The following is a 24,825-nucleotide window of genomic DNA, read 5'->3' on the forward strand; positions in this document are numbered from 1 at the left end:
CAAGAAAATGATTAGAAACATCCAATAACGTGAACACAATAAAATATTAAAAGAGAGATACCATGGAAAATTACAGAACGGAAACCCAAAAGGCAGACGAACTTATCCAGCAACAAGGACAAACTTGGGCGGCAATTAACCCTGAATATGTGGCACGTATGCGTCTTCAAAACCGATTTCAATCCGGTTTAGACATTGCTCGCTATACAGCAAAAATCATGCGTGAAGATATGGAAGCGTATGATAACAACAGCGAGAATTACACGCAGTCTCTCGGTTGTTGGCACGGGTTTGTCGGCCAGCAGAAAATGATTTCTATTAAAAAGCATTTTGAAACCACTCGTGGTCGTTACCTATACCTTTCTGGCTGGATGGTCGCAGCGCTTCGTTCTGAGTTCGGTCCTTTGCCCGATCAGTCGATGCACGAAAAAACCACAGTACCAATGTTAATTGAAGAGCTGTACACCTTCTTAAAACAAGCAGACGCTCGTGAGCTTAACCACCTCTACAAAGAATTAGATGGTGCGCGTAACTCCGGCGACACAGTGAAAGCGCAAGCGGTCCAAAATCAAATCGATAATTTTGAAACCCACATCGTGCCAATCGTCGCAGACATCGATGCCGGTTTTGGTAATGAAGAAGCAACGTACTTGCTGGCGAAAAAGATGATTGAAGCAGGTGCGTGCTGTATCCAAATTGAAAACCAAGTATCGGATGCGAAGCAGTGTGGTCACCAAGATGGCAAAGTAACGGTTCCGCATGAAGACTTTTTAGCGAAGATCAATGCTGTTCGCTACGCATTCTTGGAGTTGGGTGTCGACGACGGTGTGATTGTGGCACGTACGGATTCGTTAGGTGCTGGTCTTACTCAGAAAATCCCAGTGTCGCAAACAGCGGGCGATTTGGCTGACCAATACAATGAGTTCATCGATGGGGAAGAAATCAGCTCACTCACCGATTTAGACAGTGGCGACATGGTATTGAAGCAGGGCGATAAGTACATTAAGCCGACTCGTCTACCAAATGGTTTGGTTCGTTTCAAACCGAATACAGGTGAAGACCGTGTGGTATTGGATTGCATAACCTCTCTGCAAAATGGTGCTGACCTGCTTTGGATTGAAACCGAGAAACCACACGTTCAGCAAATCGCAGGTATGGTAAACCGCATCCGTGAAGTGATTCCAAATGCGAAGTTGGTATACAACAACAGCCCATCATTCAACTGGACATTGAACTTCCGCCAGCAAGTATTTGATGCGTGGGCAGAAGAAGGTAAAGATGTATCTAGCTATGAACGTGAGAAATTGATGAGTAGTGTGTACGATGATTCAGAACTCGCAGTATCTGCGGATGAAAAAATCCAAAGCTTCCAACGAGACGCTGCAAGAGAAGCGGGTATTTTCCACCACTTGATTACGTTACCAACTTACCACACAGCGGCATTGTCTACCGACAACCTAGCGAAGGACTACTTTGGCGAGAAAGGGATGTTGGCTTATGTGAAAGAAGTACAGCGTAAAGAAATCCGTCAAGGGTTGGCTTCGGTTAAACACCAAGACATGTCGGGTTCTAACATCGGGGACGATCACAAAGAGTACTTCTCTGGAGAGCAAGCGCTGAAAGCCTCTGGTGAAAACAACACCATGAATCAATTCGCTTAAAAAAGCGGATTAATTAGGAAACGCCAACCTTTTAAAAAGTTGGCGTTTTTGTTTTTATTGTGCCGAACTTTTTGACGAACATGCTCTATCAAGGTGAGACGAAATAGGACTTATCATTTGGTGTATAAGCAATGTCTCTACAAACGATTTGATTGAATATTAATCAATGTTCACTTTGTTTTAAAATCTATTGTTCTATTGCTACGGCATTTTGTAAAATTTAACTATAACTTTATGTATTACATGGTCTTATATGATATTGTGACGAAAATGCCCGCAAGGCGAAAGGTGCGGTTGTGGATGAATTATTCGGACATTTTGTCTCATAATAATTGTTATAAATTTTTGTTAAGCAGAGGTGTCTTTGAATACTAAAGTTATGAATAAAATTCAGCCCGATACTTTGAGTGGTGCAAGAATCTATTTCACAGGCTTTGATAAAAAGTCTTATCTGAGCAGAGATAAAGATGAAATATATAATATTTTAAAACGCTCATTAAAAGTGTTACTACTTACAAAGAATAAAATCGTGTTTGGCGCTGCGCATTTAAAAGGTCAAATGGCTTTTGACCTAGTGCTAGAGAGTCCCGAATTATTTTCCAGTGGAATTTTGATACCTGCACTTAATAATAAACATGATGGAGACTTAAGCGGAGCTCTGGGTAAATCATACCCTTGGGCGAAGCAGAGGTTTTATAATGATCTTTTTCAGGAATGTGTCGAGTGGGATTTTTACAGTAACACAACCTGGTTCAGAGAGAAATTATTGCAAGGTTTTGCGTTCAGTAACTCTTTATTACGAAAGCAATTAAAGCATACATCCAGTCTTAATATTTCTATAATTATAGATATTATCGGAAATTTTGAATTAGGGCACCGTAAATACTTACAGGCTGTGGAGTTACATATCCATAAGAAGGATTTTCCTCAATACAAACGTTATAAAAACTTAATCTACAATACTTCTGGAGCGAGAGTTGTCAACTGTGAAAGTGCTCTCGATCAAGAAAATATGACGTTTGACTATTCACTAGATGATATCAAAAAAAATGAAACTTTCTTATCAAATGAACAGGTGTTCAATAGGTTATTTATAGAGCAAGTTTTTTCAACATTAGATAGAGTCTCCCCTAGCATGAATATGATTGATTCACTCTCTTTTAAGGATATATTAGAGTTGAGAACAGTCATAGATAATTCTAATTTCATTGAAAAATATAACAATCTAGTAGAGCTTTCATCCAAAATAATAATGCAAAAGGATCACATAGATTTTTATAGTCTAAACGAACTTGCTAATATGGCTGATGATATTCACTCCCGCTTTAAAGTTGAATTAGAAAAAGAAGTGTCACATTTTATAAATAAAGAAAATGGGCTTCGACAAAAAAATGTTTTTATTGAAAGTAGTTATGGTGTGATTAAATCACTATCTAGCCTTTGTAATCCAATAGCGTCAACAGTAACAAGCTCAATGGACCTATGCGCTAATAGTATTTATTTAATTAAAAATTTATACAACGTAATAGAGAGTAAAGGCGATATTAAAGCGAGAAGTACGCAATCAGCGCATAAAAATAAAGCACTCGAAATGTTACTTGAAAAATCATCGATTGATAGCCGTACTGCGATGTTTGATACAATCAAAATGTTAAATAATTATATACTTGAGAAGCAAAGAATATAACAAGAAACCATAGCGTCAATAGTTAATGTTTGGCGCTTTCCTTATCCTACGCGCAGCGTCTCTGGGTATTGAACTAATGTCATTAATTCCCTGTTAGCGTGTAATTAATCGACTATCAGCTACTATTTTATCCTAATCACACTGATCCCGATAAAGGATAAAATAATGAGTCACTTACAAAAGATAGGTGGAATAGCGGCATTATCTGAGGCTGTTATTTATGTATCAGCCTTCGTATTTTTTGGCGTTTATTGGGATTTTCCTGTTGATGCCGACTCGATTCGAAAATTGGCTTTTCTTTCTGAAAATCAAACTATTTTTTCCGTTGTAAACCTCGTTATGTATGTGCTGTTTGGTATTCTTTTGGCTGTGCTCGTACTGGCAGTTCATGAACGTTTGAAAATCAATGCTCCAAATCTATCGAAAGTGGCTTCAATTTATGGGGTAATTTGGGTGGGTTTGGTCATTGCCAGCGGAATGATTTCAAACATAGGTTTAGCTGCTGCCCTTGAGTTATCAACAACGAACTCAGAACAAGCCATTTTAGTTTGGTCTATTATCTCCACCATAGTTGAAGGTATCGGTGGTGGGAACGAGGTTGTTGGAGGCTTATGGGTTTTATTGTTAAGCATTGCTGCTTATAGATGCAATGAATTTTCTAAAGCTTTTAACTACTTGGGCTATTTCGTTGGCATTGTTGGTATTCTGACGATTTATCCCGCTGATGTACTCACAGCCATTTTCGGCATAACTCAAATAATATGGTTTTCTTGGTTGGGTGTGGTGATGCTTTTTGGTAGTAAGAACTAACCAATAAGATATGAACACTGCTTAATTATGAGTGGTTTTGCTCTTTGTCGCAGGTTTAGGCTAGTTGTCCCTTGAATTAAAGGGTGTTCTTCGGTTTGAACTAAAGCAAATGAAGTCGTGACGAAAGATCCATTAATACCATAAAGTACAGTTTTAATTGAATTTAACGAGTTATGCTGTTTCTTATCCATAACTGAGGTCATATAGAATTAAGCAATTAAAGCTCGTAGAAATTATAGCTCGTAGAAACAAAACGCCCGAGTATTGAAACTCGGGCTTGTCACTAGTAAACGTCGTCGGCTTAAGCCGTTAGTTTTGCCAGATCAGCAGGGCGGTAGTAAACCGACTTAAGAACCTTTCCTTGGCGAATTGTTTTGCCTTCAAGTGTTACATCTTCTGCACATTTAGCAATGATGTACTCGCCTTTAGTGACCGCTACAAGCTTCACGCCTTGTTTTGCGTAATGCGCTTCGGTTTCGTTGTATTCATTTTCGTTACGGCACACTTTGCTCATGTTACTGGAATGCACTTCATCCCAACATGGCACAAAATCAATCTCGCGGTTTGCAGCGACGTGAAGAAGCAGGTCAATCAGGTAACTGATTGCAATGTTGTCTTCCATTTTACTGTGGCCAAGGTGCACTAATCGGCCCATAAGGACGTATACCGTATCTACAATAGCATCGGCTTGTTCAGTCTTGCAGTCGGCTTCTGCGAGCTCTGTGAGCTCTTCAATGGCTAAAGAAGAATGAAGCTGGTCGGCTTTTTCATCCAGTGAATCTGGCTGTGCGACAGGTAAGTCAAAAGTAGAGCGGAATTCAGTAATGTCTTGATATAGATGATCGTATAGGTCTTGAGTCAGCTTTGTCAGTTGCATTTTATGCTTCTCGTTTGAATTTTTCGAAATGTTACCAGAAAAACTAATTTTCTTCATTTGCTTTAATTCGTGAGCTTTATAGCTAAACTTAATCTGCTAGGTCAGAGAAAATAGTTCCTTAAAAATAAAAATGTTACTGCAGGCTATGAGAGGGAATCTAAGGCAGAAATATGAATGACCAGAGCTCAAGTGAAAAGGTTATACGTCGTCTATACCAAATTACGAATAGTTTTTCGAAAGGGATAGATGTCCAAATCCAAGAGTTACTCCAATTAGGTTGTGAGCGCTTTCAATTGGATATCGGTATTTTGTCCAGAATTCGAGGCGAAAATTACACTATCGTTAATGTCTATTGTCCAAGTAGTATCGAGCTCAACCCTGGTGATACCTTCCCGTTTCTTAATACATACTGTGAAGTCACTTGTTTTTCCAATAAGCCAGTAGCGATAGAGCACGTTGGCGAGCATGATGAGTTTTCTGTTCATCCAGCGTATGAAGCTTTTGCTCTCGAATCCTATATTGGGATACCAGTACATTTAGGAAGCAAACTGTTTGGCACCCTCAATTTCTCAAGCCCTAAACCCTATGAACGGGAATTCAGTCAGGTGGATATTGATGCACTCCAGTTAATGGCTTCTTGGATTTCTGTGGAGCTTGTACGCAACAAGCAAGAGCAAGAGTTGAAAAAACTAAACGCTGAACTTGAGAAGCTGGCTTTATTTGATCCATTAACAGAATTGCCTAACCGTCATTCTATGCTGGGTGTTATACCTCGGTCTATTGGTAGGCTAGCATACGATAGAGCGGAAGGCGCAGTGGCATTAATCGATATTGATCATTTCAAGAAGGTGAATGATAACCATGGTCACCTGTTTGGCGATAAAATTCTTGCTGAAACAGCGTCGGGTATCGCAGACGCAATAAGAGATGTGGATCTAATTGCGAGGTTTGGGGGAGAGGAGTTTGTGATTTGGTTACCCAGAACCAATCATTCCGACATTTCAAAGATTTGTGACCGAATTATGTCGGGCGTATCTCGAACTACAGTAGATGAAAAACCCGTTACCGTGTCGATTGGCGTTTGCCATTTTAAGTTCAATACATCTTATGTCGAAGACCCTAAATCTTTATTAGATGACTTCATTTTATCCGCAGATACGGCGCTGTATGAAGCAAAAGAAAACGGAAGAAATAGGGTCGTATACAACGGGTTCGAAGTAGATTAATTATCATCAACGTAGATGAAGATCTACGTGATGATATGGTTTTAAATAAAGATTTGATTTCAAGTAAAGACAAAGTCTAACGAATCAATTTTTCACGTAACGTACTCGAAATTGTTTGCCTTTAAGCTTTCCATATTCGAGTTTCTTAAATGCCTTTTTCACGCTCAATGTATTTACGGCAACATAAGCGCTCATCGGAAATACGTTAATTTTACCTACGTGATCACTAGATATGCCTTTATCGCCAGTCAGTGCTCCTAAAATATCCCCCGGTCTTACTTTTTGCTTTTTTCCGCCATCAATTTGAAGTGTTACCATCTTGGCGTAAAAAGTAGGGGCATCAAGCACATCATCACTTGGCAGCGCTTTAGGCGATATTTCAAAATCGAAATACTCTTCGATTTGTGCAACTTTGTACGATTCTTTTTCACTAATGAAGGAGTGCGCACAGCCTTTCGCGCCTGCTCGACCTGTTCGACCAATTCGATGAACATGTACCTCAGGATCGCGAGCCAAATGAAAATTGATCACTGCGTCTAGGTTGTCGACATCAAGCCCTCTGGCGGCAACATCCGTTGCGACCAGAATCGAAACACTCTTATTTGCAAATTGAACCAGTGCTTGGTCTCGCTGTCTTTGCTCCATATCGCCGTGTAGCGCAATAACACTAAACCCACGGTAGCGAAGTTCATCAGCGACTTCGTCTACATCCCGCTTGGTGTTACAGAAAATTACGGTGGATTCAGGCTGATCATTCATAAGCAACAGGCGTGTCGCTTCCAGTCTTTCTTCAAAGCTGTCTACCTTGTAAAAATGTTGTCGAATACTCACGGTGTCGTGAGTTGACTCCACTTTAACAATGGTCGGGTTACGAAGAATTCGTTTTGAAATGGCTTCAATGGATTCTGGGAATGTGGCACTGAACAGCAAGGTTTGTCTGTTTTCAGGTGTTTGTTCGATAATCGCATCCAACGCATCTTGGAAGCCCATATCTAACATACGATCTGCTTCATCCAAAACCAAAGTATTCAGATGATCGAGATTGATGCGGCCTCTCTCCAAGTGGTCTAGGATCCGACCTGGAGTACCAACCAAAATATGCGCACCGTGCTCTAAAGAGCCAATCTGTGGGCCCATTGGCGTACCGCCACACAGGGTCAGTACTTTAATGTTATGAATAGCACGCGCCAACTTGCGAATTTCTTTCGCGACTTGATCAGCCAATTCGCGAGTAGGGCAAAGGACTAAAGACTGTACTCTGAACTTTTTAACATCTAGGTTTTGCAGTAACCCTAAACCAAATGTAGCGGTTTTACCTGAACCGGTTTTGCCCTGACCAACAACGTCTTTTCCTAAAAGAACTTGAGGAAGGCTTTTCGCCTGAATCGGAGTCATCTCTTTATAACCCATCGAATCAAGGTTAGTGAGAAGTTCTGGCTTGAGACCAATTGATGAAAATGATGATTGAGACAAGTGAATATCCTAAAACAGGGTTAAACAAACAAGTAAGGAAAGAGCTTCTTTCTTTCCGCTTCCGAAAGGTTAGAAACCCTTTCAATATTAGTATCTGGAATCGATTCTGGATCTGGGTAGTGTTTCAGTACTCTTTCCATACTCTCTTCGCGAATCAAATGAAATATGGGAAAAGGAGCACGGTTGGTTAGATTTTCATCATCTTCCGGCTCTGCACCACCAAAACAGTAGTCTGGATGGAAAGTAGCAACTTGATAGATGCCTTCCCAATTTTGTTGTTTGATGAGCGCTTCAACCCAATCTATAAAGAAGTTATAGTCCATGAAATCATCGAGCATGTCTGGCACAACAACCAGCGTGGTTTCCAGCTTCTCTGGTTCGCAGCCATTAAGTTCGTTGAGCTCGTTAAGAATGTCTTCTAGCAACAGCTCTTCTTTTTCGGCATGGCTGATGGCTATCTTAATTTGCTTGTTACGATTGGGTTTGGCGGCAAAAGGGCACAGGTTTAAACCTATAACCACATCCTCTAGCCATTGAGTGACCTGCTGGTGTATTTGTACATCATGTTGCTTCGACATTGGGAGACTTCTTATCGCTTTTAAAGTATTGCTTTTTGCGTATTGCTTTTGCGTATTAGTTTGATTGGGCGGAAGCGTACCACAAGCGTGAGTGAGATGCCTCAAGATTCCAACGCCTCCTTAAGCTTCGAGGGGCGCTGTTCATATGAGCGAAGGGCTCGGCATAACAAAAGCATGATGACATAGAGTACACTGCCTCCAATTATCACAGCTTCCCAACCACCTTGTTGCCAGCAGTAAATCAGTAGAAAACCACCCAAACTTCCACCCACGTAATAGTGCACCAAATAAAGGGCGGTTGCCGTTGCTTTTGCTTGTATGGCATTTTGGCTTACGAAACCATAGGCAAGAGAATGGACAAAAAAAGCGCCGAAGCCGATTAACAGCAACCCTCCAATCAAAGCCGCTAACCAATCTATGTAGGCGACAAACATGCCCGTTGCGCTAATGAGTGTCCCAACAACTATTCCTGAAACTACTGAATAGCGTTTTCTCCATAAGCCACTTAGCCTCGCGCTGATGGTGCCTGCCAAATAGCAGAGGAAGATCATGGACGCTATACCCACAGGGAGTTCGTAAGGCGGCTCTACCAACCGGAAAGCGGTAACAGAGTATAAATTGACAAAAAGGGCGAAGTTCACGCCCCCAAGTAACATGGCGTAGCGTAACTTGGGATCTTTTAAATGGCGGATAACTCCCCGATTATGATGAAAGAACATGCCCGGCTGAGGTTTGAAATGGCGCTGGGTAGGGAGTAATCGCATAACCAAGATGGCACCAAACAAGCTAAATGCAGCCATTCCGAGTACCGCGACTTGCCAGTTGAAATACTGAGTGATCATTCCGCCGTAAATTCTACCCACAATGCCCCCAAGAGAATTGGCACTCACGTACGTGCCAACGGCCAACGCTAGCGCTTTGGGGGAGAATTCTTCTGCCATGTACCCAACCGCAACAGCAGCAAACCCCGCTAATGAAGCGCCCATTGCAGCCCTTGATAGGGCTAACCCAATCAAGCTTTCTGAAGCTAACAGCATTAAACCTACAAACGGAAGCAAAAACAGGCTGATTAACATGACCCTGCGGCGCCCCACGGTTTCGGAATAAACCGCCCATGGGATCAAAGACAGTGCCAGCGTTAAAGTACTGGCTGCTAAGACCCAATTAATTTGAGTAGAGGATACGTTAAAGTGTGACGCCATCAGAGGCAGCATGGGCTGAAACAAATAGAGGTTTGCAAAAACGATAAAGGACCCAAATGCTAATGCAAAGCTAACTGAACGGTATGACGGGCTATCGGTACAAATCATTGTGACACTGGGTTTAAAAATTGTATACACAGGTTAGTGATTCATAAGCTATATTTAAAATATATTAAGTTAATGAGATTAATATAATAAATATATGGAAAGTAAACCTCTCAGGTATTTCGTTAAAGTGGCTGAATTCGGTAATGTAACAAAGGCCGCGGCTGCTTTGAATATCGCGCAGCCCGCTCTCAGCATCGCAATCAAAAAATTAGAAACCGAGCTCGAAATTGCATTATTTCATCGTGATGAAAGGCGACTGACATTAACTGATGAAGGCAAAGTGTTGTTGCCTTTTGCAAAAAATATCGTTCAGCAACTCAATGATGCAAAAGTCGCTATGGGTGAGCTCAAAGGGTTGGAAAAAGGTGAAGTCCGGTTAGGGTTGCCAAGTATGATGGGATCCTATTATTTCCCTGAAATATTAATGGGGTTTAAAGCTTCTTACCCTAATCTAAAGCTGACGATGGTAGAGGCAGGTACGCAATCGATAAGAGAAATGTTGCTCGGAGGCGAATTGGATATAGGGGTGATTCTAAATGAAGATGTTCCTTATTCTCTTGAAGTCGATCCTATTTTTCGCTCTCAAATGGTTGCTGTCGTCGGGGAACACCATCCTTTAGCGTCCGAACGTTCGATTTCCTATGAAACGTTTTTCAAACAAGAACTTGTTATGTTCAAAAAAGGGTACTTTCATCGGGATTTTATCGACAATGTTTGTGTAACTCACGGGCATGAAGCGACGTTTTCTTTTGAAACAAACTTGCTAGCGATGATTTTAAAAATTGTACGGCAAGAGTTTGCTGTTACTGCGCTGCTGGAGCTGGTAACAGAAAATGAGCCAGGTGTGAAAGCGGTTCCATTCGATACACCTGTTCACCTTGATCTGGCTATTGCGTGGCGCAAAGGAGGGTATCTCTCACTCGCGAATCGAACCTTTATCGATTATGTTAAACGTCAGCATCAATAAGCTGACGTTTTTCTAGCCTATATTGAAGACGAATCTGCAAATGCACTGCTGCACTTCGATTCCTCAATTTATGACTTGTAGATTTTTTCGAAATTGCTTGGGTTCCAACCAATCAAAAGCTGATCCCCCACTTTTACCACAGGAACAGAACGAGCGCCGATAGCATCCAATTCTTTTCTGCCACGTTGCATTTTAGCGTTACACAATCTGTACTTAATTCCCTTTGAATCAAGATACTGTTGTGCAGATTTGCAGTGTGGGCATTTGTCTTTCACGTACAGCACAACGCGTTTCATAACAGCCTCTGAGCTTAGAAAAGAACGTATTCTAACGTAAAAGGTGTGTTTGAAAAACCCATTCTACCTGCGTATACAGCTCAGGTTTAAACTATCGATTGCCTAAAAAACCTCTCAACAACAAGATCTTTGACTACTATTAAAAAAATAGTGCGGTTCTTGTCACCTAATTAAAACATCACACTGTACATGGTTATTGTGACACTGGAGGAGAATATGGACTCAGTCCAAGGTAATAATGCCGACCCTAGTTATTTAATGCAATTGCATGAAATCTCGGAAGAAGATTTGACCCTTATACGAAAGGTTGGAAGATCCATCGTTCCGAGGTTAGATGAATATGTGAAGCATTTTTACGCCTGGTTAGAAAATATCCCCGAATATACCCAGTATTTTAGCGACGGTAATCGATTAAACCGTGTTCAAAACATGCAAGTTCAGTATTGGGAGCGATTTTTTGGCGCTGAAGTCGATGAAGCTTATGTTGCTGATAGGATCAATCTTGGTGAAGTTCATGCGAGGGTTGGTCTTCCACTTTCCATCTACTTTGCTGGAATGAACATGTCCATGGTGATTTTCATTAGGCGACTGTATGACGGGGAACAAAGCGATTCCGACTATAGCGATTTTGTAACAGCCTTTACCAAACTTCTGAACATGGATACAACGCTAGTGGTCGAAACTTACACCAGTTTGGTTAACCGCAGGATCTCAGAACAAAGTGAAGCGCTTTTAGCCATGTCTACTCCGGTTACTATGATCTGGCAGGACATTCTAATGCTACCTATCGTGGGGATTATCGATTCCAAGCGAGCACAAGACATTATGAGTGCAGTATTGGCAAAAATTGCAGATGCTCGAGCCAAAATCTTCATTATGGACATATCTGGCGTAGCAATTGTCGATACAGCTGTGGCGAATCATTTCATTAAAATAACCAAAGCAACACGCCTCATGGGGTGCGAGTGCCTTGTTTCTGGTCTGTCTCCTGCAATTGCGCAAACTATGGTTCAACTTGGTATCAATGTGGGCGAAGTGAGGACCAATGCAACATTAAGGGATGCGCTAGAAGAGGCCTTTAATATCGTCGGTTTAGATGTGAAAGAGAAGTAGCATTTGAGGGAGGGGGATATGGATTCAGCAATCACGATCAATAGCTTGGACTCAATACTAATCGCTTCGATTCAGGTCGATTTGACGCATTCGGTTCTTCTCAGTTTTCAGCAGCAATTGTTGGATCAGGTTTATCAAAGATCAGTGGATGGAGTGTTGTTAGATCTCTCTGGGATGGGGACTCTCGATAAAGATAATTTTGAGCAATTGAAAAAAATAATCGATTCCGCCGGAGTAATGGGCACCTTGTGTGTACTTGTTGGGTTGAGACCAGGAGTTGTATGTGCACTGGTTGAATTAGGTGTTGAAACCAGCGGGCTTAAAACGGTGACCAGTTTAGAGCAAGGTATTGAGCTGGTTAATCGTAGTCGTTTAGGAGTGTAATGATGCAGAGCTTAACGAGACCGAACAACACTCTCGGCGAAGAAATGTATAGCGTTTCATCTGAATCTGAAGTGATGACAGTGGTTATGGCGTCATTTGTCTTAGCTAAGGAGATTGGATTCAATGCGGTAGAAGTGAATGAGGTTTCTACCAGTGTTTCAGAACTGGCAATGAACATCGTTAAGTATGCTCAAAAGGGAAACATCTATTTGCACAGAATTATGACAAGTACAAAAACAGGTATAGAAATACGCGCAGAAGATCAGGGAAAGGGCATTGAAGACATCGAGCGAGCACTGCGTGATAGTGAGAGTACATCTGGAACACTGGGTTTAGGTTTACCAGGAGTGAAGCGCATGATGGATGAGTTTTATATTGAATCTTCTCCAGCGGGCACTCAGGTAGTGGCGAGAAAATGGTTAATATGAGTGCATTCACATATGGCGTGAGAAGCCGACCCTATTTTGGGGAAGTTGTTTGTGGAGATGGCTCAGTCATATTGGAAAGTGACAAAGGATTGTTTGTTGCCATTATCGATTCGTTAGGCCATGGGCAGAATGCAGCAAAGCTTTCTCGTGAAATGGAAGATTCAATCAACAAAGAAAATTCATTTGATTTGCAATGGTTGATTAAAAAGTTGAATGAAGAGTTCAAAGGCAGTATTGGTGCTGCCGTTACGTTATTCACCCTGGATAGGATCAATAAAAAATTCGAATGCATCAATATTGGTAACAACTGCGTTAGGATTATTTCTCATTCTTCATCCAGCTTAAGCGCACAGCCCGGCATCGTTGGAGAAAGAATTCCATCTTTAATGCCCATTTCTGACAACTATCAATTTGGAGACATGTTCGTCTTAACAACCGATGGAATTAAAGAACATTTCTGTTTAAGCGAATGCCCAACATTGAGATACGAAACCGCCGAAAATGCTTCGAGTATTATCATGGAAAGGTTTAGTAAAAGACATGATGACGCCACGGTAATTGTAGTTAGGTGTGATGATGAATGAAATTGGAATATTGACAATTGATGGTAGCGAGTCGAGCTTGCTATTAGCGCGTAAAAAGATAATCAGTGTTTTACGTAGTAGCGGATATACGAACGTAGAAACCGATAATTTGGGGTTTAAATTTGCTCAGTATTTAAGAGCAATTAATGACAATTACTCACCGATTACATTTAAAATACTTGCTGATACAGATTTAATTCGCTTATCCGGCAATTCGACTGAGCATAATATCGATACTAGTCTTCTCAGCCAAAGCCGCATCGCCTCTCGTTACGTTAATGGTGTGCTCGAAGTCGATATACAGGCAAAAATTCCCTTTGATTTGTTTGAACTTGATCTGTTAGAGCGTGAACTCTCTGTTAAAACGGTCGATGAGTTGATGCTTGACCTGCAAGCAAAGAACTCTGCTTTAGCGCGCCATCAAGAAGGGTTAGAGAAGGAAATAGAAAACCAAACGATTGATTTACAAAAATCGGAAGAATTGTCTCGAACCATTGTTGATAGTGCCCCCATAGGTGTGATTTTGTTAGATAAAAATTGCAAGATCATCAGTTGGAACAAAAACGCGGAGGAGCTCTACGGCTACTCTGCAGAAGAGGCGGTCAGCCATCCGATAAAAACGTTGTTACAAATGGAAGGGGAGTCTCGCCTAGAGGGAGTTCTTGGACATGTCTTGGATTTACAAGTCCAGCAAAGCCTCGCTGGTCAGTTCTTTGAAGTGAGCACAAAAGACAAATTTGGCCGCACAATCCCCGCAGAAATCGGTATGACCATCTTTCAGCTCGGAGATTTATGTCAGGCAACGTTGTTCATTCGAGACATATCAGAAAGAAAACTTGCGGAGCAAGAACTCAACGCAGCTATGGCAAAGGCTGAAGAAGCGGTAGAAGTAAAATCCATGTTCTTGGCGAATATGAGCCACGAAATACGTACACCAATGAACGCCATTATAGGTATGGCGCACCTCGCATTAAAAACGGACATGTCACCCAAGCAACGCGACTATGTTTCGAAAATTCATAGCTCCGGTACGTTGCTGCTTGGAATCATTAACGACATTCTCGATTTTTCCAAAATTGAAGCGGGTAAACTGGAAATGGAGAATATCGAGTTTACGCTTGATGACGTATTCAGAAACGTTTCTACAGTAACGGGTCAAAAAGCCTTTGAGAAAAACCTAGAGCTTCTATTCCATATTCCTAGAACTATTCCGCAACAACTTATTGGTGACCCACTTCGAATCGGTCAAGTGATCATTAATTTGGTCAACAACTCTGTGAAATTCACTGATTCAGGAGAAATTACGTTATCTGTCGAACTCCTTGAACAAATTGGTGACCGAATTGAGCTTGAGTTTACAGTCGCAGACACAGGTATCGGAATGACACCTGAACAGTCGAGTAGGCTGTTTACTGCGTTTACTCAAGCTGATGGTAGTACAACAAGGAAATATGGCGGTACTGGGCTTGGGCTATCAATATGTCGTCGGCTGATAGAGTTAATGGGCGGTAATATCCGCGTAGACAGTGAGCCTGATGTTGGAAGTTCATTTGTCTTTAATGTTTGGTTTGATTTAGCTGACCAAATGCAAAATTCAAAAGACAAATGGACGTCGCTTCGTCCAGACATGCTTGATGAACTTAAAGTACTCATTGTCGACGACAATCACCACGCGCTTGAAATCATGTCTGAAATGCTGGAGACCCTGCCTATTCAGCCGGAAACAGCGAGTAGTGGTCAAGAAGCGTATGACATGATTGAGGCGCATATCAATCAGGATAACCCCTATTCGTTGGTACTGATGGATTGGAATATGCCAGAGCTGAACGGGATTGAAGCCGTTACGCTGATGCGAGAAAAATTAGAAAGTGAGAAACAGCCTAAGGTTGTGATGGTTACAGCCTACGACAAAGATGACGTTAAAAAGGCATCCAACAGCATAGACATTGCCCATTACCTAACCAAACCGGTCAGTCAATCGTCTCTCTATGACTGTCTAATCGATTTATTTTCTAGTGAAAATCGGTTCGCTGAACTGTCGGAAACGGCTCGCACAGAAGATACCGACGAATTTAAAGGGCTACGAGTACTGTTAACCGAAGACAACGAGATCAATCAGCAGATTGCGTTTGAGCTTATGTCAGGTAAAGGTATGGAGGTCACGATAGCCAATAACGGTAAAGAAGCACTGGATAACTTATCCGCTAGTGGCGATGGCGAAGTGCCTTTCGATATTATTTTTATGGATTTGCAAATGCCGGTGATGGATGGGTATGAAGCCAGTAAGCGTATTCGTTCTAACAGCCGATACGCAAGTACCCCTTTAGTCGCTATGACAGCTCACGCCATGGTCGAAGAACGAGAACGATGCTTAAACTTAGGGATGAATGACCACATATCCAAACCCATTGACCCTGAAACGTTATACCAATTGATTCGTAAGTGGGCTGGAGCAAAGCTTAAGGCGCTGCAAATGGCGTTACCAAAACCTGATGTCGAGCAAGAAGAGGTTGAACAAACAACTTTAAATCACGAGGCATTGCCTAAAGCAGTCAACGTTGACCGTGAGGAAAATGAGAGGCCGGTTAAAAGAGAAAATCGAACTCTCTATGACTTGGATGCAATTGATTATAAAAATGCCCTACTTAGGGTCGGTGGAAATGAAACGCTATTTAAAAAACTCCTTGGGCAGTTGATTAACAAAGAGATCGATTTTCGCAAGCGAATCGACATTATGATCGAGAAGCAAGACAAAGGAGGCGCTTCAATGGCAGCGCATACCTTAAAAGGCTCGGGAGCCAATATGGGGTTGATGCGGCTGTCAGATATGGCATCCCGGCTCGAAATATTGATAGATGGTGAAAAGCAAGATGAGACGACGAATCTTCTCGATGAAATAGAAGAATATGTACATGTCTTATTTGCGGACATATCTGGAGTGATTGGTCACGCGCTCCCGACACAGAAACAAGAAGTGGACGGAGACATTCTTGGAAGGGCTCACAGGCTAGATGAGCTACTACAAAACTTCGATGCGAGCGCGATCGACTTTCTTGAAGAACACCACCAAGATTTTGAAGCCGTATTAGGCGGCGAAGAGTTTGCTCGATGCTGTCAATTGATTCATGACTGCGATTTTGATCAAGCGGCATCCATTTTAAGAAGCTTAGTGAACTTATATCCGTTGGATATGGGAAAAGTGCAAGGAGCTTAAAATTGTCTCAGCAAGGTGATAAAAAAACCATCTTAATCGTTGATGATACGGCAGAAAATCGTACCTTGATTACGGGTTTGCTTAAAGACGAGTATAGAGTGTTAGCCGCAGTGAGCGGTATGCAGGCACTAGAATTATGCGAACGCTTTAAGCCCGATATGGTGTTGTTAGACATAATGATGCCCGTAATGGATGGATACGAAGTCTGCTATCAACTAAAGAAAAATCCAAAGACAGAATCTATTCCTGTCATTTTCTTAACCGCAAAATCACAAATTGAAGACGAACAAAAAGGGTTCGATGTTGGAGCAGTAGACTACATATTGAAACCCATCAGCCCTCCAATATTATTAGCACGAGTTCAAACGCATCTAAAACTTCAATATGTTTTAGATAGCTTAAAAGATCACAATGATGAGTTGGAAAGACGAGTAAAAGAGCGGACAGAAGAACTAGAAATGCTGCAGGATGCGACTATTCTCGCTATGGCTTCATTAGCAGAAACACGAGATAACGACACAGGTAATCACATTCGCAGAACACAGAAGTATGTAAAAGTGCTAGCGGAGACCATGTCTCATAACCCCAAGTACACTGAGGAATTGACGCCAGAAACCATCGAAGCATTTTACAAATCGGCACCTTTACATGATATCGGCAAAGTGGGTATTCCAGACAATATCTTACTGAAACCAGGCAAACTGACTGATGAAGAATTTGAGATCATGAAGGATCACGCAAGGTTAGGGGGGGACACCATTGACACCGTTGAAAAAACATTGGGTGTTACTTGTGCATTCTTAGAGCACGCTAAAGATATCGCATACTACCATCAAGAAAAATGGGATGGATCTGGCTACCCTGAACATCTAGTAGGAGAACAAATACCATTAAGTGCAAGGCTTATGGCAGTGGCAGACGTTTATGATGCGCTTATTTCATCGAGAGTTTATAAGCCACCTTTTCCCCACAGTAAAGCAGTGGAAATCATTGAGTCGTCTGCAGGCAGCCACTTTGATCCAGAGGTAATAGAAGCATTTAAAAAGGTAGAAGACCGCTTTGCTGATATAGCGTCACAATTCTCCGATGAATTGGCAGACAACCCAGAAAAACAAAACGGCACCTAAACCTATATTGAGCGAAGCTCTACTTTGGTGTGTACGCTTTTATGAGAACAAAGAGTGCATCAACAGCTTGCTCTAGCTCTGCATATGCTCTTGCTTTGCCCAAAACCCTTACTCCTTGAACTTGTGTGAGTAAAAGAGAAGCAAGTGCTTCTGTGTTGCAGCTTTCAGCAATTTGATGCTTCAATTGAGCGTTATCCAGTGCACGTTTGAAATTACTAAGAAGTAAATCAAAAACACCCTCACCTCGGTTTTTCACCGTATTGTCATTACCGCCATGCTCCATAAGAGCGTTTTGCATAAAGCATCCGCTTTTCTGATCTTTCTGAATTCGAGCAAAGCGCGTTAAAAATTCTTCTATAGTTACAAGGTCTGCATCGTCTTCAATAAGGTTTTTCATTGAAGGAAAAGAAATGTTTTGGAGATAAAAATCAAGAGCTGAGTAATACAGTGCTTGTTTGTCACCATAAGTGTTGTAAAGACTGAAGCGATTGATACCAAGCGTCTCGACTAAATCAGCAATCGAGGTATTTGCATAACCTTTTTGCCAAAAAAGGTTCATAGCATCGATCAATTTCTCTTGTTTATCAAAATTACTCTTTCTAGGCATGGGCACTCTCACTTTGCGTTCCGTGAGTATAACATCTTTAGAATAGAAAATTAATACTTGACCGATCGTTTAGATATTATGTATTTTATATCTAAACGAACGTTTAGTAATTAAGGGTAAGAAAATGAAACTTTATGAAACAGCCATGACACCGAGTAGCCGTCGTGTCTCTATCTTTATGAAAGAATTAGGGATTGATATCGAAAAGCAGCAACTTAATGTCAAAGCTGGCGATAACCTAACACCTGAATATCTGGCGAAATCTTTAAACGGAAAGGTACCATTGTTGGAACTGGACTCTGGCGACTCAATTAGTGAAAGTGTTGCTATCTGTCGCTATTTAGATGGCGTTAACGACAATGAGTTTGCACTTTTTGGAAAAGATGCCTTAGAAGAAGCTCAAATCGAGATGTGGCACCGAGTGGTCGAATTTGAAGGGTTATACGCAGGTTTTCAAGCATTCAGAAACCTAACTGGGATTTATAGTGATCGCGAAACGTGCGTAGAAGCATGGGGTGCAGAGTCGAAAAGCCGTGTAGCCAATTTCCTACCAAAGCTTGAGAAACGCCTCAGTGAATCTGATTACATTGCGAGTGACCGCTTTACGATCGTAGACATCACTGGGCATATTTTTATTAGCTTCGCAGCGAATGGTTTAGAGCTAGATGTTTTTGATGAATATCCGTCCATTAAGTCATGGTTTGATAACATATCTTCTCGTCCTTCATTTCAGGCGTAAATTCAATAACACCAAATCGGTGCGATACAGAAATAACCTCAGCGCTTTTGCTGGGGTTTTTTATTTGTAGTGATTCCCCCTTTGATGGTAAGTAGAGTCTTAGCCCTTATTTCTGTGGGCACTTGTCTGTAAGAACTTCTCTACGGAATCGCATCTGTTAACTTCTCGCTTGGGTAAGTGTTTCTAAAAGTATAAAATGTCGCGCACTCAAATTTACTTCGATAATTCCCTCGAAAATAAAATGCACGGTAAAGGAGATTATGAGTACGCACCTTCGTTATATCCAAGGTTATCCAGAGCCTATTCTCGATCAGGTAGAGCAACTTATTCAGCAAGGAAAGCTTGGTGTATGGTTGAAGCAACGCTACCCGAATAATCATTCCATTACGTCTGACAAAGCGCTTTTTGAATACACAATGGATTTTAAAAATAGGTATCTCAAAAAGTCGTCGCCCTTGAGCAAGGTGGTTTATGACAAAAAGATCCATATGGTCAACAATGCGCTCGGCCTTCATACCTATGTATCTAAAGTGCACGGCGGCAAAATTAAATCAAAGAATGAAATTCGAATTGCCAATCTATTCCGACAGGCACCAGAGCCATTTTTAAGAATGCTGGTGGTGCACGAGTTGGCTCATATAAAAGAGAAAGAGCACAACAAGGCTTTCTATCAGTTATGTTGTCATATGGAGCCGGAATATCATCAGTTAGAGCTAGATGCGCGTTTGTACCTCATTCACCAAGAGCTAACTCATCAAGGTCTCAATCAGCAAGAACTCAATCAGCAAGAGCCTGCAGCTCAAGAACAGCTTCACCAAAAATCTCAAACAAATAAAAAAGGTTAATTTGTGTCTTCAAAACTTAACAAAACATCAAACACAAATAGCACCTCAGAGGCAAAGGTTGTAAAGAAGCGCTTTGGTGCTTTACACAAACGTAACCTGCACAAAGGTAAATATAATTTCTCTGCGCTTGTTAAAACCCTTCCTGAATTGAAACCCTATGTTATAAAAAACATAAAGGGTGACTTATCCATCAATTTTTCCGATGACAAAGCCGTCATCATGTTAAACAGGGCGTTACTTGCTCACCATTACAGTGTCATAAATTGGAGTATACCTGACGGGTTTCTTTGTCCACCGCTTCCTGGAAGAGCGGATTATCTTCATCACATTGCCGATTTGTTTACTGAAAAGACGAAAGGCTATCAAATTAATGGGCTAGATATCGGAACTGGAGCAAATGCTGTCTATCCTATTGTTGCAATAAGCCAATACAACTGGGCAATGCGTGCGAGCGACATAGACCCGATATCCATTTCTAACGTTAAAAAAATCGCTAAAAATAACGCCATATTGAAAGGAAAGCTTTCAGTTAAGTTACAGAAAGATCCGAAGAAATATTTTGAAAACATCATTGATGTTGAAGAGCGTGTCGATTTCACCATGTGTAACCCTCCATTTCATAAATCTCTGGAAGAAGCGAATAAAGGCAGTGAGAGGAAGCTAAAAAACTTAGCAGAGAACCGTAAAAAGCGCGGTGTTACTAAAAAAGATGTTCATTCTAAGCTTAATTTCGGTGGTCAAAAAGCCGAGCTATGGTGTCCGGGTGGAGAAGTGTTATTCATTAAAAATATGGCTTATGAAAGTAAAAAGTTTGCTCGCCAATGCCTGTGGTTTACGACGCTAGTATCAAAAAAAGAAAACGTAAGACCGTTAAGAAAAACGTTAGAAAAACTTGGCGCTTGTGAAGTGAGGATTATAGAAATGACTCACGGGCAAAAGATTACCCGTTTTGTTGCTTGGACGTACCATACCGAACAACAACAAGCTCAATGGTTCACTTTAGGGTGAACCGATAGACAGTGCAAACATAAGAAGCAACGGTAGAGTAATCAAACTGAAAAAGTTTGCGAACAATACCATTGACGCTACGTTTCTAGGTTCTACATCAAATCGCTCTGCAAACAGGTAGTTCATGACGGCAGGTGGGAGCATGCTAAAAAGCACCATCATTTGAAGCTGCATGGTGGGCAATGGTATAAGCCAATAAATCAATAGAAGAGCAATGGCTCCTGTCCCTAATGATTGAAGCGTACAAATGATCCCAGCTCTTAATCCTGATAAACGCATAAAGCACATTTGAGACCCTAGCGACAGTAGCATGACAGGAATAGCAGCCTGCCCAAGCAAAGTGGTGGCGTTGTGAAAGGGCTGCCAAACTTGAATGTCTGCAAGGTTCACGAGCATGGCGAGAGCAGCAGCCAGAAAGACAGGCATTTTAATAACTTGCTTGAACGGGTTTCCATTACTCAATAACGCCAATCCAACACTGATGTGTGTGCACGCCGACATAACAAACAGCAATACCGCGGGTGCTAAAGCTGTGTCACCAAAAGTGTAGGTGAATAAAGGAATGGCAAGATTACCGCTATTTCTAAACATATGCGGTGGCGCCCAAGCTTTGAAATTCAAACCAGCCAATTTGCATATTGGAACCATGAGAATACCGGGAACCAATATCGCGATCAGTGCTGCACCAATTAAGGGAAACTGTTGCTCATCCAAAGGCATCGCAGAAAGCGATGAAAAAACGAGTGCGGGTGTAAACACATCCATGTTTATACGGTTGATAGGCTTAAAATCGGGTTTTTGCCATTTAGTGACGATAAACCCCACCAAAACAAGTGCAAATACCGGAAATATTATACTGACGACCTGTTCAAACATTGCTGTCCTTTTCAGTTTGACGTGGTTTCGAAAAGAATAAGCAAGTTAACACAGAAGGAGTTTGGGTATAAGTATTTGCAGTGAATGCTCTTTGTTATCTCGTTGAAATTTATGCTTGATAGAAGATAGAAGATAGAAGATAGAAGATAGAAGATAGGGGATAAGGGGAAAAAAGAAAGCTCAGGAGCCCGCATAGACCTGAGCTTAAAAAATAAACACCTACTGGTGTTTTAGGAAACCTACACACAACGTGTGGGACTGGTGGCTACTTTATCCCAATTGGTTGGTGAAGATTCATGATCTAAATCAATGTCTTGTAGAGCGAATTGTTAGACATAAGTCTAAGGAAACAGGTTGTTTTCTTCTCATTTCATTCAGTACGCAAGAGTTATAGCTGCAAAGGCTTATCGCCTCCTAAGACTAAGGGCTAATGCCCGCATAGAATAATTAAGCCTCTGCATCAATAACATTTAGAAACCGTTGCTCTATAATGGTTTTACTTAGTGGCTTACTCACTAAGTAGCCTTGGAAATAACGGCAGCCTAGTTCAGAAAGAAGTTGTTTCTGTTCATTTGTTTCGACACCTACAGCAATAAGGTCTAATTTCAAGGCATTAGATAAAGCAGCCGAGGCTTTGAGGACTGTCTTATTGGTCATTTCCTCTTGGCTTAGGTCACTCGTCTGGCTAGTAAAGCGCTTGTCGAGTTTAATTGCATCAATAGGAAGCAAATCTAATGACGCAAGAGAGGAATAACCTGTCCCAAAATTATCGAGGAAAATGTTGATGTCTAACTCTTTGATATTTTCCAGCCACTTTACACAATCGGCATGTTTAAGTGCCATAGAAGGTTCAGCGATCTCTAGCGCTAAATTCTTTCCTGATAAACCATATTGATGCAGTAAGGCCTTGAGCCTGGTATGCAAAGAAGAATTAAGCTGAATTTGCGAGACATTGATACTGACAACGAATTCTTCAGGAAGGGTGCGCTTCCATTCTGATAGCGTTCTTCCTACCTCGTCGAATACCCAATCGGCTATCTCAACGATTTGCCCTGTTTCTTCTGCAATAGGAATGAATTCTTCTGGGTGGACAGATCCCAATTCGCTGTCATCCCAGCGCAGTAGTACTTCAACCCCTTTAATTTTGGTATTTTCAGTTTGTACTATTGGCTGAAAGACTAATTTAAATGCGCGCTTATCGAATGCTTTCGTCAAACGGTTTCTAATGAGTACTTTTCGATTTAAAGAATAGGAAAGTTCAGGCGAAAACAGTTCAAACCTATTTCGACCTTCACTTTTAGCATAATGCATCGCCATACCGGCTTGCTTGATCAGCTCTTCGACGTTTTGACAATCTGTCGGGAAATGGCTTGCACCAATGCTTGAGGTGATCGAGAGTTCACCTATATTGGGGATAGGGTAGTCGATACTCGCCATTTGTATGATCTGATGAAGTTTATTATCTACTTGGTGTTTGCTTTGTTCAGGAAAAAGAACAACAAACTCGTCTCCACCAAATCGACCCAATGAGCAAGATGGATCGACAATCTCTTTAAGCCTTTTCGTTACCGACTTTAAAAGTTCATCACCTACGCCATGTCCATAGGTGTCATTAATTAGCTTAAAGCCATCTAGATCAAGGAAGGCAAGAACGAATGGGACTTTTTGAATCACATATTCGGAGATAACATCCAACATACCTCGGCGGTTAAAAAGACCAGTGAGATAATCGTGATGAGCATTGAAGCGCGCTTCTTCCAAACGCTGTTTTTTTTCGGTGATATCTGTCAGATTAAGCAAAAGCTGATTGTTATCGGCCAACCACTGCGCTGAAATTTCGAAATGATGAGGCTTTCCATTCAAATTGAAAGAGATTTCATCTTTTAATTCTTGCTTTGAAGAGGCAGTTTGAATCCATTGCTTTGCTCTAGATTGACTCGAAAGGAAGTCACCTAAGCTGTGAAAGTTAGAATTAAAAGTAAGCCGAAAGGCTTCATTCGCACTGATCAACTCGCCTTGGTCATCAAAAAGTAGGGATAGACGTCCGCCACCGGAAAAGGCGATATCGCGTTTTAAGCTATTTTGCTCTGCAACAACTTCTACCAGCATTGCTGTACGGTTTGGCTCGATTTCAATACCGGAAAAAACGCACAAAGCACACTTTAGCTTGTGCTTTGGAGTGAAGCTCCACCATGTACGAATCTTTTCGTTTTTTTGAAATTTCTTCCGGTATTGTTCTAGCGTTGCTTCGACTGCCATCGACATAGAAGCGCGTAAATCTCTATTTACGAGCTCATGTAAAGATCCGCTTTCCCAAAGAAGAAGAGCCGGTTTGTTAGCCCAAACAACTTGTTTACTGTCGAGGTCAAAAATCCAAATTGGGTTATGAAGTAATTCGAAAGCTTCATATGCTCGCATGCTAGACGCCTTTTGCCATTTTCACGAAACGTTTTAGAAACGTTTTTTAATATTGTACGCATTCGAATAAATGATCCATATCAAACTTATTTAGTATTGGCTAAAGGATTTTCTCTCAGTTAGTTAAAGTAGCGTTTATTAGAGTTATATTTTTATAAAATATAATGAACGGACTTTAATTTCGAAAAAGCAGTAATCATAGACATATAATTCTTTTTTATTTCTTTGACTATGCGCAATGTTGGTATGTCTGAATTGTAAGTGTGTGTAAGGCTACGATGGGAAGTTAAAAACTGACTATCAGTATGATGTTTTTTTACAAAGCTTGGTTTTTTGGCGAGAGCTCGTTAGTAAAGAGAAGTTCTGCTGTTTATTACTCAACTTCGTTAATTAGTAAGTGTTTAAATACAATGCCCTTACTTAATTAAGGGAGTTTAATTGGCTCCTATTTGAGTGAATCGAGCTAAATTGAACTGATTTTTAAGAAATAGCCATGCGGCAATTTGAGTTTAATAAATTTTACGTCTATAGAAATACTAGAGCTATTAATAATAATGAAATTAGATTTTGCTAAACAAAGTGTTATTGAAAGTTTCA

At 41.1% G+C, this 24,825-nt stretch carries 22 protein-coding genes; 14 read left to right on the forward strand and 8 right to left on the reverse strand.

The genetic code is table 11. The features are described 5' to 3' along the window. Positions 1-62 precede the first annotated feature (62 nt). The 3 genes from LDO37_RS08485 (at position 63) to LDO37_RS08495 (ending at position 4,158) form a co-directional block, all read left to right on the forward strand. Entirely contained in the window at positions 63-1,661 is a 1,599-nt protein-coding gene (locus tag LDO37_RS08485; RefSeq protein ID WP_101114807.1) for an isocitrate lyase, read from the forward strand. 364 nt (positions 1,662-2,025) lie between these two features. Continuing rightward, a complete protein-coding gene (locus tag LDO37_RS08490) occupies positions 2,026-3,348 on the forward strand; it encodes a hypothetical protein (protein ID WP_224055412.1) in 1,323 nt (440 codons plus the stop codon). A gap of 165 nt (positions 3,349-3,513) precedes the next feature. Further along, entirely contained in the window at positions 3,514-4,158 is a 645-nt protein-coding gene (locus tag LDO37_RS08495) for a hypothetical protein (RefSeq protein WP_126606314.1), read from the forward strand. 301 nt (positions 4,159-4,459) lie between these two features. Here LDO37_RS08495 and LDO37_RS08500 read toward each other — a convergent pair whose 3' ends face one another. Further along, complete coding sequence (locus LDO37_RS08500; protein WP_104399856.1) at positions 4,460-5,035, reverse strand: nucleoside triphosphate pyrophosphohydrolase family protein; 576 nt, start codon at positions 5,033-5,035, stop codon at positions 4,460-4,462. Positions 5,036-5,205: 170 nt separating this feature from the next. Here LDO37_RS08500 and LDO37_RS08505 point away from each other — a divergent pair, with 170 nt between their 5' ends. After that, entirely contained in the window at positions 5,206-6,261 is a 1,056-nt protein-coding gene (locus tag LDO37_RS08505) for a sensor domain-containing diguanylate cyclase (RefSeq protein ID WP_126606315.1), read from the forward strand. 84 nt (positions 6,262-6,345) lie between these two features. Here the strand turns inward: LDO37_RS08505 and dbpA are convergent, their stop codons facing one another. From dbpA to LDO37_RS08520, 3 genes are all read right to left on the reverse strand, one after another. Then, entirely contained in the window at positions 6,346-7,734 is a 1,389-nt protein-coding gene (dbpA, locus tag LDO37_RS08510; protein ID WP_126606316.1) for an ATP-dependent RNA helicase DbpA, read from the reverse strand. Between the two features lie 20 nt (positions 7,735-7,754). Next, positions 7,755-8,312 carry a DUF1415 domain-containing protein gene (locus LDO37_RS08515; RefSeq protein WP_126606317.1) on the reverse strand — a complete coding sequence of 186 codons (558 nt, stop codon included), beginning with the start codon at positions 8,310-8,312 and terminating at the stop codon, positions 7,755-7,757. 101 nt (positions 8,313-8,413) lie between these two features. Continuing rightward, positions 8,414-9,622 (reverse strand): MFS transporter, encoded by a 1,209-nt coding sequence (locus tag LDO37_RS08520; RefSeq protein ID WP_126606318.1) that lies wholly within the window; start codon positions 9,620-9,622, stop codon positions 8,414-8,416. A 94-nt stretch (positions 9,623-9,716) separates the two neighbouring features. Between LDO37_RS08520 and LDO37_RS08525 the strand changes: the two genes are divergently transcribed. Continuing rightward, the gene (locus tag LDO37_RS08525; RefSeq protein ID WP_126606319.1) at positions 9,717-10,589 is read left to right on the forward strand and encodes a LysR family transcriptional regulator; all 873 of its coding nucleotides are present in this window, start codon (positions 9,717-9,719) and stop codon (positions 10,587-10,589) included. A 68-nt stretch (positions 10,590-10,657) separates the two neighbouring features. Here the strand turns inward: LDO37_RS08525 and LDO37_RS08530 are convergent, their stop codons facing one another. Continuing rightward, positions 10,658-10,885, reverse strand: a complete 228-nt coding sequence (locus LDO37_RS08530) for a glutaredoxin family protein (RefSeq protein ID WP_126606320.1) — start codon at positions 10,883-10,885, stop codon at positions 10,658-10,660. Positions 10,886-11,101: 216 nt separating this feature from the next. Between LDO37_RS08530 and LDO37_RS08535 the strand changes: the two genes are divergently transcribed. From LDO37_RS08535 to LDO37_RS08560, 6 genes are read left to right on the forward strand one after another with little or no spacing between them, the layout of a single operon-like run. Continuing rightward, on the forward strand, positions 11,102-11,998 hold the full coding sequence (locus LDO37_RS08535; protein WP_126606321.1) for a protoglobin domain-containing protein: 897 nt from the start codon (positions 11,102-11,104) through the stop codon (positions 11,996-11,998). An 18-nt stretch (positions 11,999-12,016) separates the two neighbouring features. Continuing rightward, positions 12,017-12,382: an STAS domain-containing protein gene (locus LDO37_RS08540; protein ID WP_126606322.1), complete on the forward strand. Its 366-nt coding sequence runs from the start codon at positions 12,017-12,019 to the stop codon at positions 12,380-12,382. 2 nt (positions 12,383-12,384) lie between these two features. Next, positions 12,385-12,810 carry an anti-sigma regulatory factor gene (locus LDO37_RS08545; protein ID WP_126606323.1) on the forward strand — a complete coding sequence of 142 codons (426 nt, stop codon included), beginning with the start codon at positions 12,385-12,387 and terminating at the stop codon, positions 12,808-12,810. Next, complete coding sequence (locus tag LDO37_RS08550) at positions 12,807-13,394, forward strand: SpoIIE family protein phosphatase (RefSeq protein WP_126606324.1); 588 nt, start codon at positions 12,807-12,809, stop codon at positions 13,392-13,394. The genes LDO37_RS08545 and LDO37_RS08550 overlap by 4 nt, the downstream gene beginning before the upstream one ends. Then, positions 13,387-16,608: a response regulator gene (locus tag LDO37_RS08555; RefSeq protein ID WP_126606334.1), complete on the forward strand. Its 3,222-nt coding sequence runs from the start codon at positions 13,387-13,389 to the stop codon at positions 16,606-16,608. Before LDO37_RS08550 ends, LDO37_RS08555 begins: the two co-directional genes overlap by 8 nt. A 2-nt stretch (positions 16,609-16,610) precedes the next feature. Further along, a complete protein-coding gene (locus LDO37_RS08560; protein WP_126606325.1) occupies positions 16,611-17,735 on the forward strand; it encodes a response regulator in 1,125 nt (374 codons plus the stop codon). Positions 17,736-17,754: 19 nt separating this feature from the next. Here the strand turns inward: LDO37_RS08560 and LDO37_RS08565 are convergent, their stop codons facing one another. Then, complete coding sequence (locus LDO37_RS08565; RefSeq protein WP_126606326.1) at positions 17,755-18,342, reverse strand: TetR/AcrR family transcriptional regulator; 588 nt, start codon at positions 18,340-18,342, stop codon at positions 17,755-17,757. 124 nt (positions 18,343-18,466) lie between these two features. On the opposite strand from LDO37_RS08565, the gene LDO37_RS08570 reads away from it, so the two are divergent. The 3 genes from LDO37_RS08570 (at position 18,467) to rlmF (ending at position 20,934) form a co-directional block, all read left to right on the forward strand. After that, entirely contained in the window at positions 18,467-19,081 is a 615-nt protein-coding gene (locus LDO37_RS08570; protein WP_126606327.1) for a glutathione S-transferase, read from the forward strand. A 260-nt stretch (positions 19,082-19,341) separates the two neighbouring features. Further along, the gene (locus tag LDO37_RS08575; RefSeq protein ID WP_185829707.1) at positions 19,342-19,926 is read left to right on the forward strand and encodes a M48 metallopeptidase family protein; all 585 of its coding nucleotides are present in this window, start codon (positions 19,342-19,344) and stop codon (positions 19,924-19,926) included. A 3-nt stretch (positions 19,927-19,929) separates the two neighbouring features. Further along, positions 19,930-20,934 (forward strand): 23S rRNA (adenine(1618)-N(6))-methyltransferase RlmF, encoded by a 1,005-nt coding sequence (gene rlmF, locus LDO37_RS08580; protein ID WP_185829708.1) that lies wholly within the window; start codon positions 19,930-19,932, stop codon positions 20,932-20,934. Here rlmF and LDO37_RS08585 read toward each other — a convergent pair. Beyond that, a complete protein-coding gene (locus LDO37_RS08585) occupies positions 20,926-21,810 on the reverse strand; it encodes an AEC family transporter (RefSeq protein ID WP_126606328.1) in 885 nt (294 codons plus the stop codon). The genes rlmF and LDO37_RS08585 overlap by 9 nt on opposite strands. 447 nt (positions 21,811-22,257) lie before the next feature. Next, positions 22,258-24,228 carry a sensor domain-containing protein gene (locus LDO37_RS08590; RefSeq protein WP_126606329.1) on the reverse strand — a complete coding sequence of 657 codons (1,971 nt, stop codon included), beginning with the start codon at positions 24,226-24,228 and terminating at the stop codon, positions 22,258-22,260. Between the last annotated feature and the right edge of the window lie 597 nt (positions 24,229-24,825).

The organism is Vibrio penaeicida (genome assembly GCF_019977755.1).
GTDB lineage: Bacteria > Pseudomonadota > Gammaproteobacteria > Enterobacterales > Vibrionaceae > Vibrio > Vibrio penaeicida.

Excerpts from the sequence above, each read along its gene's own strand:
- LDO37_RS08485 (WP_101114807.1), top strand. The coding sequence starts at position 63 with ATGGAAAATTACAGAACGGAAACCCAAAAGGCAGACGAACTTATCCAG.
- LDO37_RS08495 (WP_126606314.1), top strand. The coding sequence starts at position 3,514 with ATGAGTCACTTACAAAAGATAGGTGGAATAGCGGCATTATCTGAGGCT.
- LDO37_RS08500 (WP_104399856.1), bottom strand. The coding sequence starts at position 5,035 with ATGCAACTGACAAAGCTGACTCAAGACCTATACGATCATCTATATCAA.
- LDO37_RS08505 (WP_126606315.1), top strand. The coding sequence starts at position 5,206 with ATGAATGACCAGAGCTCAAGTGAAAAGGTTATACGTCGTCTATACCAA.
- LDO37_RS08515 (WP_126606317.1), bottom strand. The coding sequence starts at position 8,312 with ATGTCGAAGCAACATGATGTACAAATACACCAGCAGGTCACTCAATGG.
- LDO37_RS08520 (WP_126606318.1), bottom strand. The coding sequence starts at position 9,622 with ATGATTTGTACCGATAGCCCGTCATACCGTTCAGTTAGCTTTGCATTA.
- LDO37_RS08525 (WP_126606319.1), top strand. The coding sequence starts at position 9,717 with ATGGAAAGTAAACCTCTCAGGTATTTCGTTAAAGTGGCTGAATTCGGT.
- LDO37_RS08530 (WP_126606320.1), bottom strand. The coding sequence starts at position 10,885 with ATGAAACGCGTTGTGCTGTACGTGAAAGACAAATGCCCACACTGCAAA.
- LDO37_RS08535 (WP_126606321.1), top strand. The coding sequence starts at position 11,102 with ATGGACTCAGTCCAAGGTAATAATGCCGACCCTAGTTATTTAATGCAA.
- LDO37_RS08540 (WP_126606322.1), top strand. The coding sequence starts at position 12,017 with ATGGATTCAGCAATCACGATCAATAGCTTGGACTCAATACTAATCGCT.
- LDO37_RS08545 (WP_126606323.1), top strand. The coding sequence starts at position 12,385 with ATGCAGAGCTTAACGAGACCGAACAACACTCTCGGCGAAGAAATGTAT.
- LDO37_RS08550 (WP_126606324.1), top strand. The coding sequence starts at position 12,807 with ATGAGTGCATTCACATATGGCGTGAGAAGCCGACCCTATTTTGGGGAA.
- LDO37_RS08555 (WP_126606334.1), top strand. The coding sequence starts at position 13,387 with ATGAATGAAATTGGAATATTGACAATTGATGGTAGCGAGTCGAGCTTG.
- LDO37_RS08565 (WP_126606326.1), bottom strand. The coding sequence starts at position 18,342 with ATGCCTAGAAAGAGTAATTTTGATAAACAAGAGAAATTGATCGATGCT.
- LDO37_RS08570 (WP_126606327.1), top strand. The coding sequence starts at position 18,467 with ATGAAACTTTATGAAACAGCCATGACACCGAGTAGCCGTCGTGTCTCT.
- LDO37_RS08575 (WP_185829707.1), top strand. The coding sequence starts at position 19,342 with ATGAGTACGCACCTTCGTTATATCCAAGGTTATCCAGAGCCTATTCTC.
- LDO37_RS08585 (WP_126606328.1), bottom strand. The coding sequence starts at position 21,810 with ATGTTTGAACAGGTCGTCAGTATAATATTTCCGGTATTTGCACTTGTT.
- LDO37_RS08590 (WP_126606329.1), bottom strand. The coding sequence starts at position 24,228 with ATGCGAGCATATGAAGCTTTCGAATTACTTCATAACCCAATTTGGATT.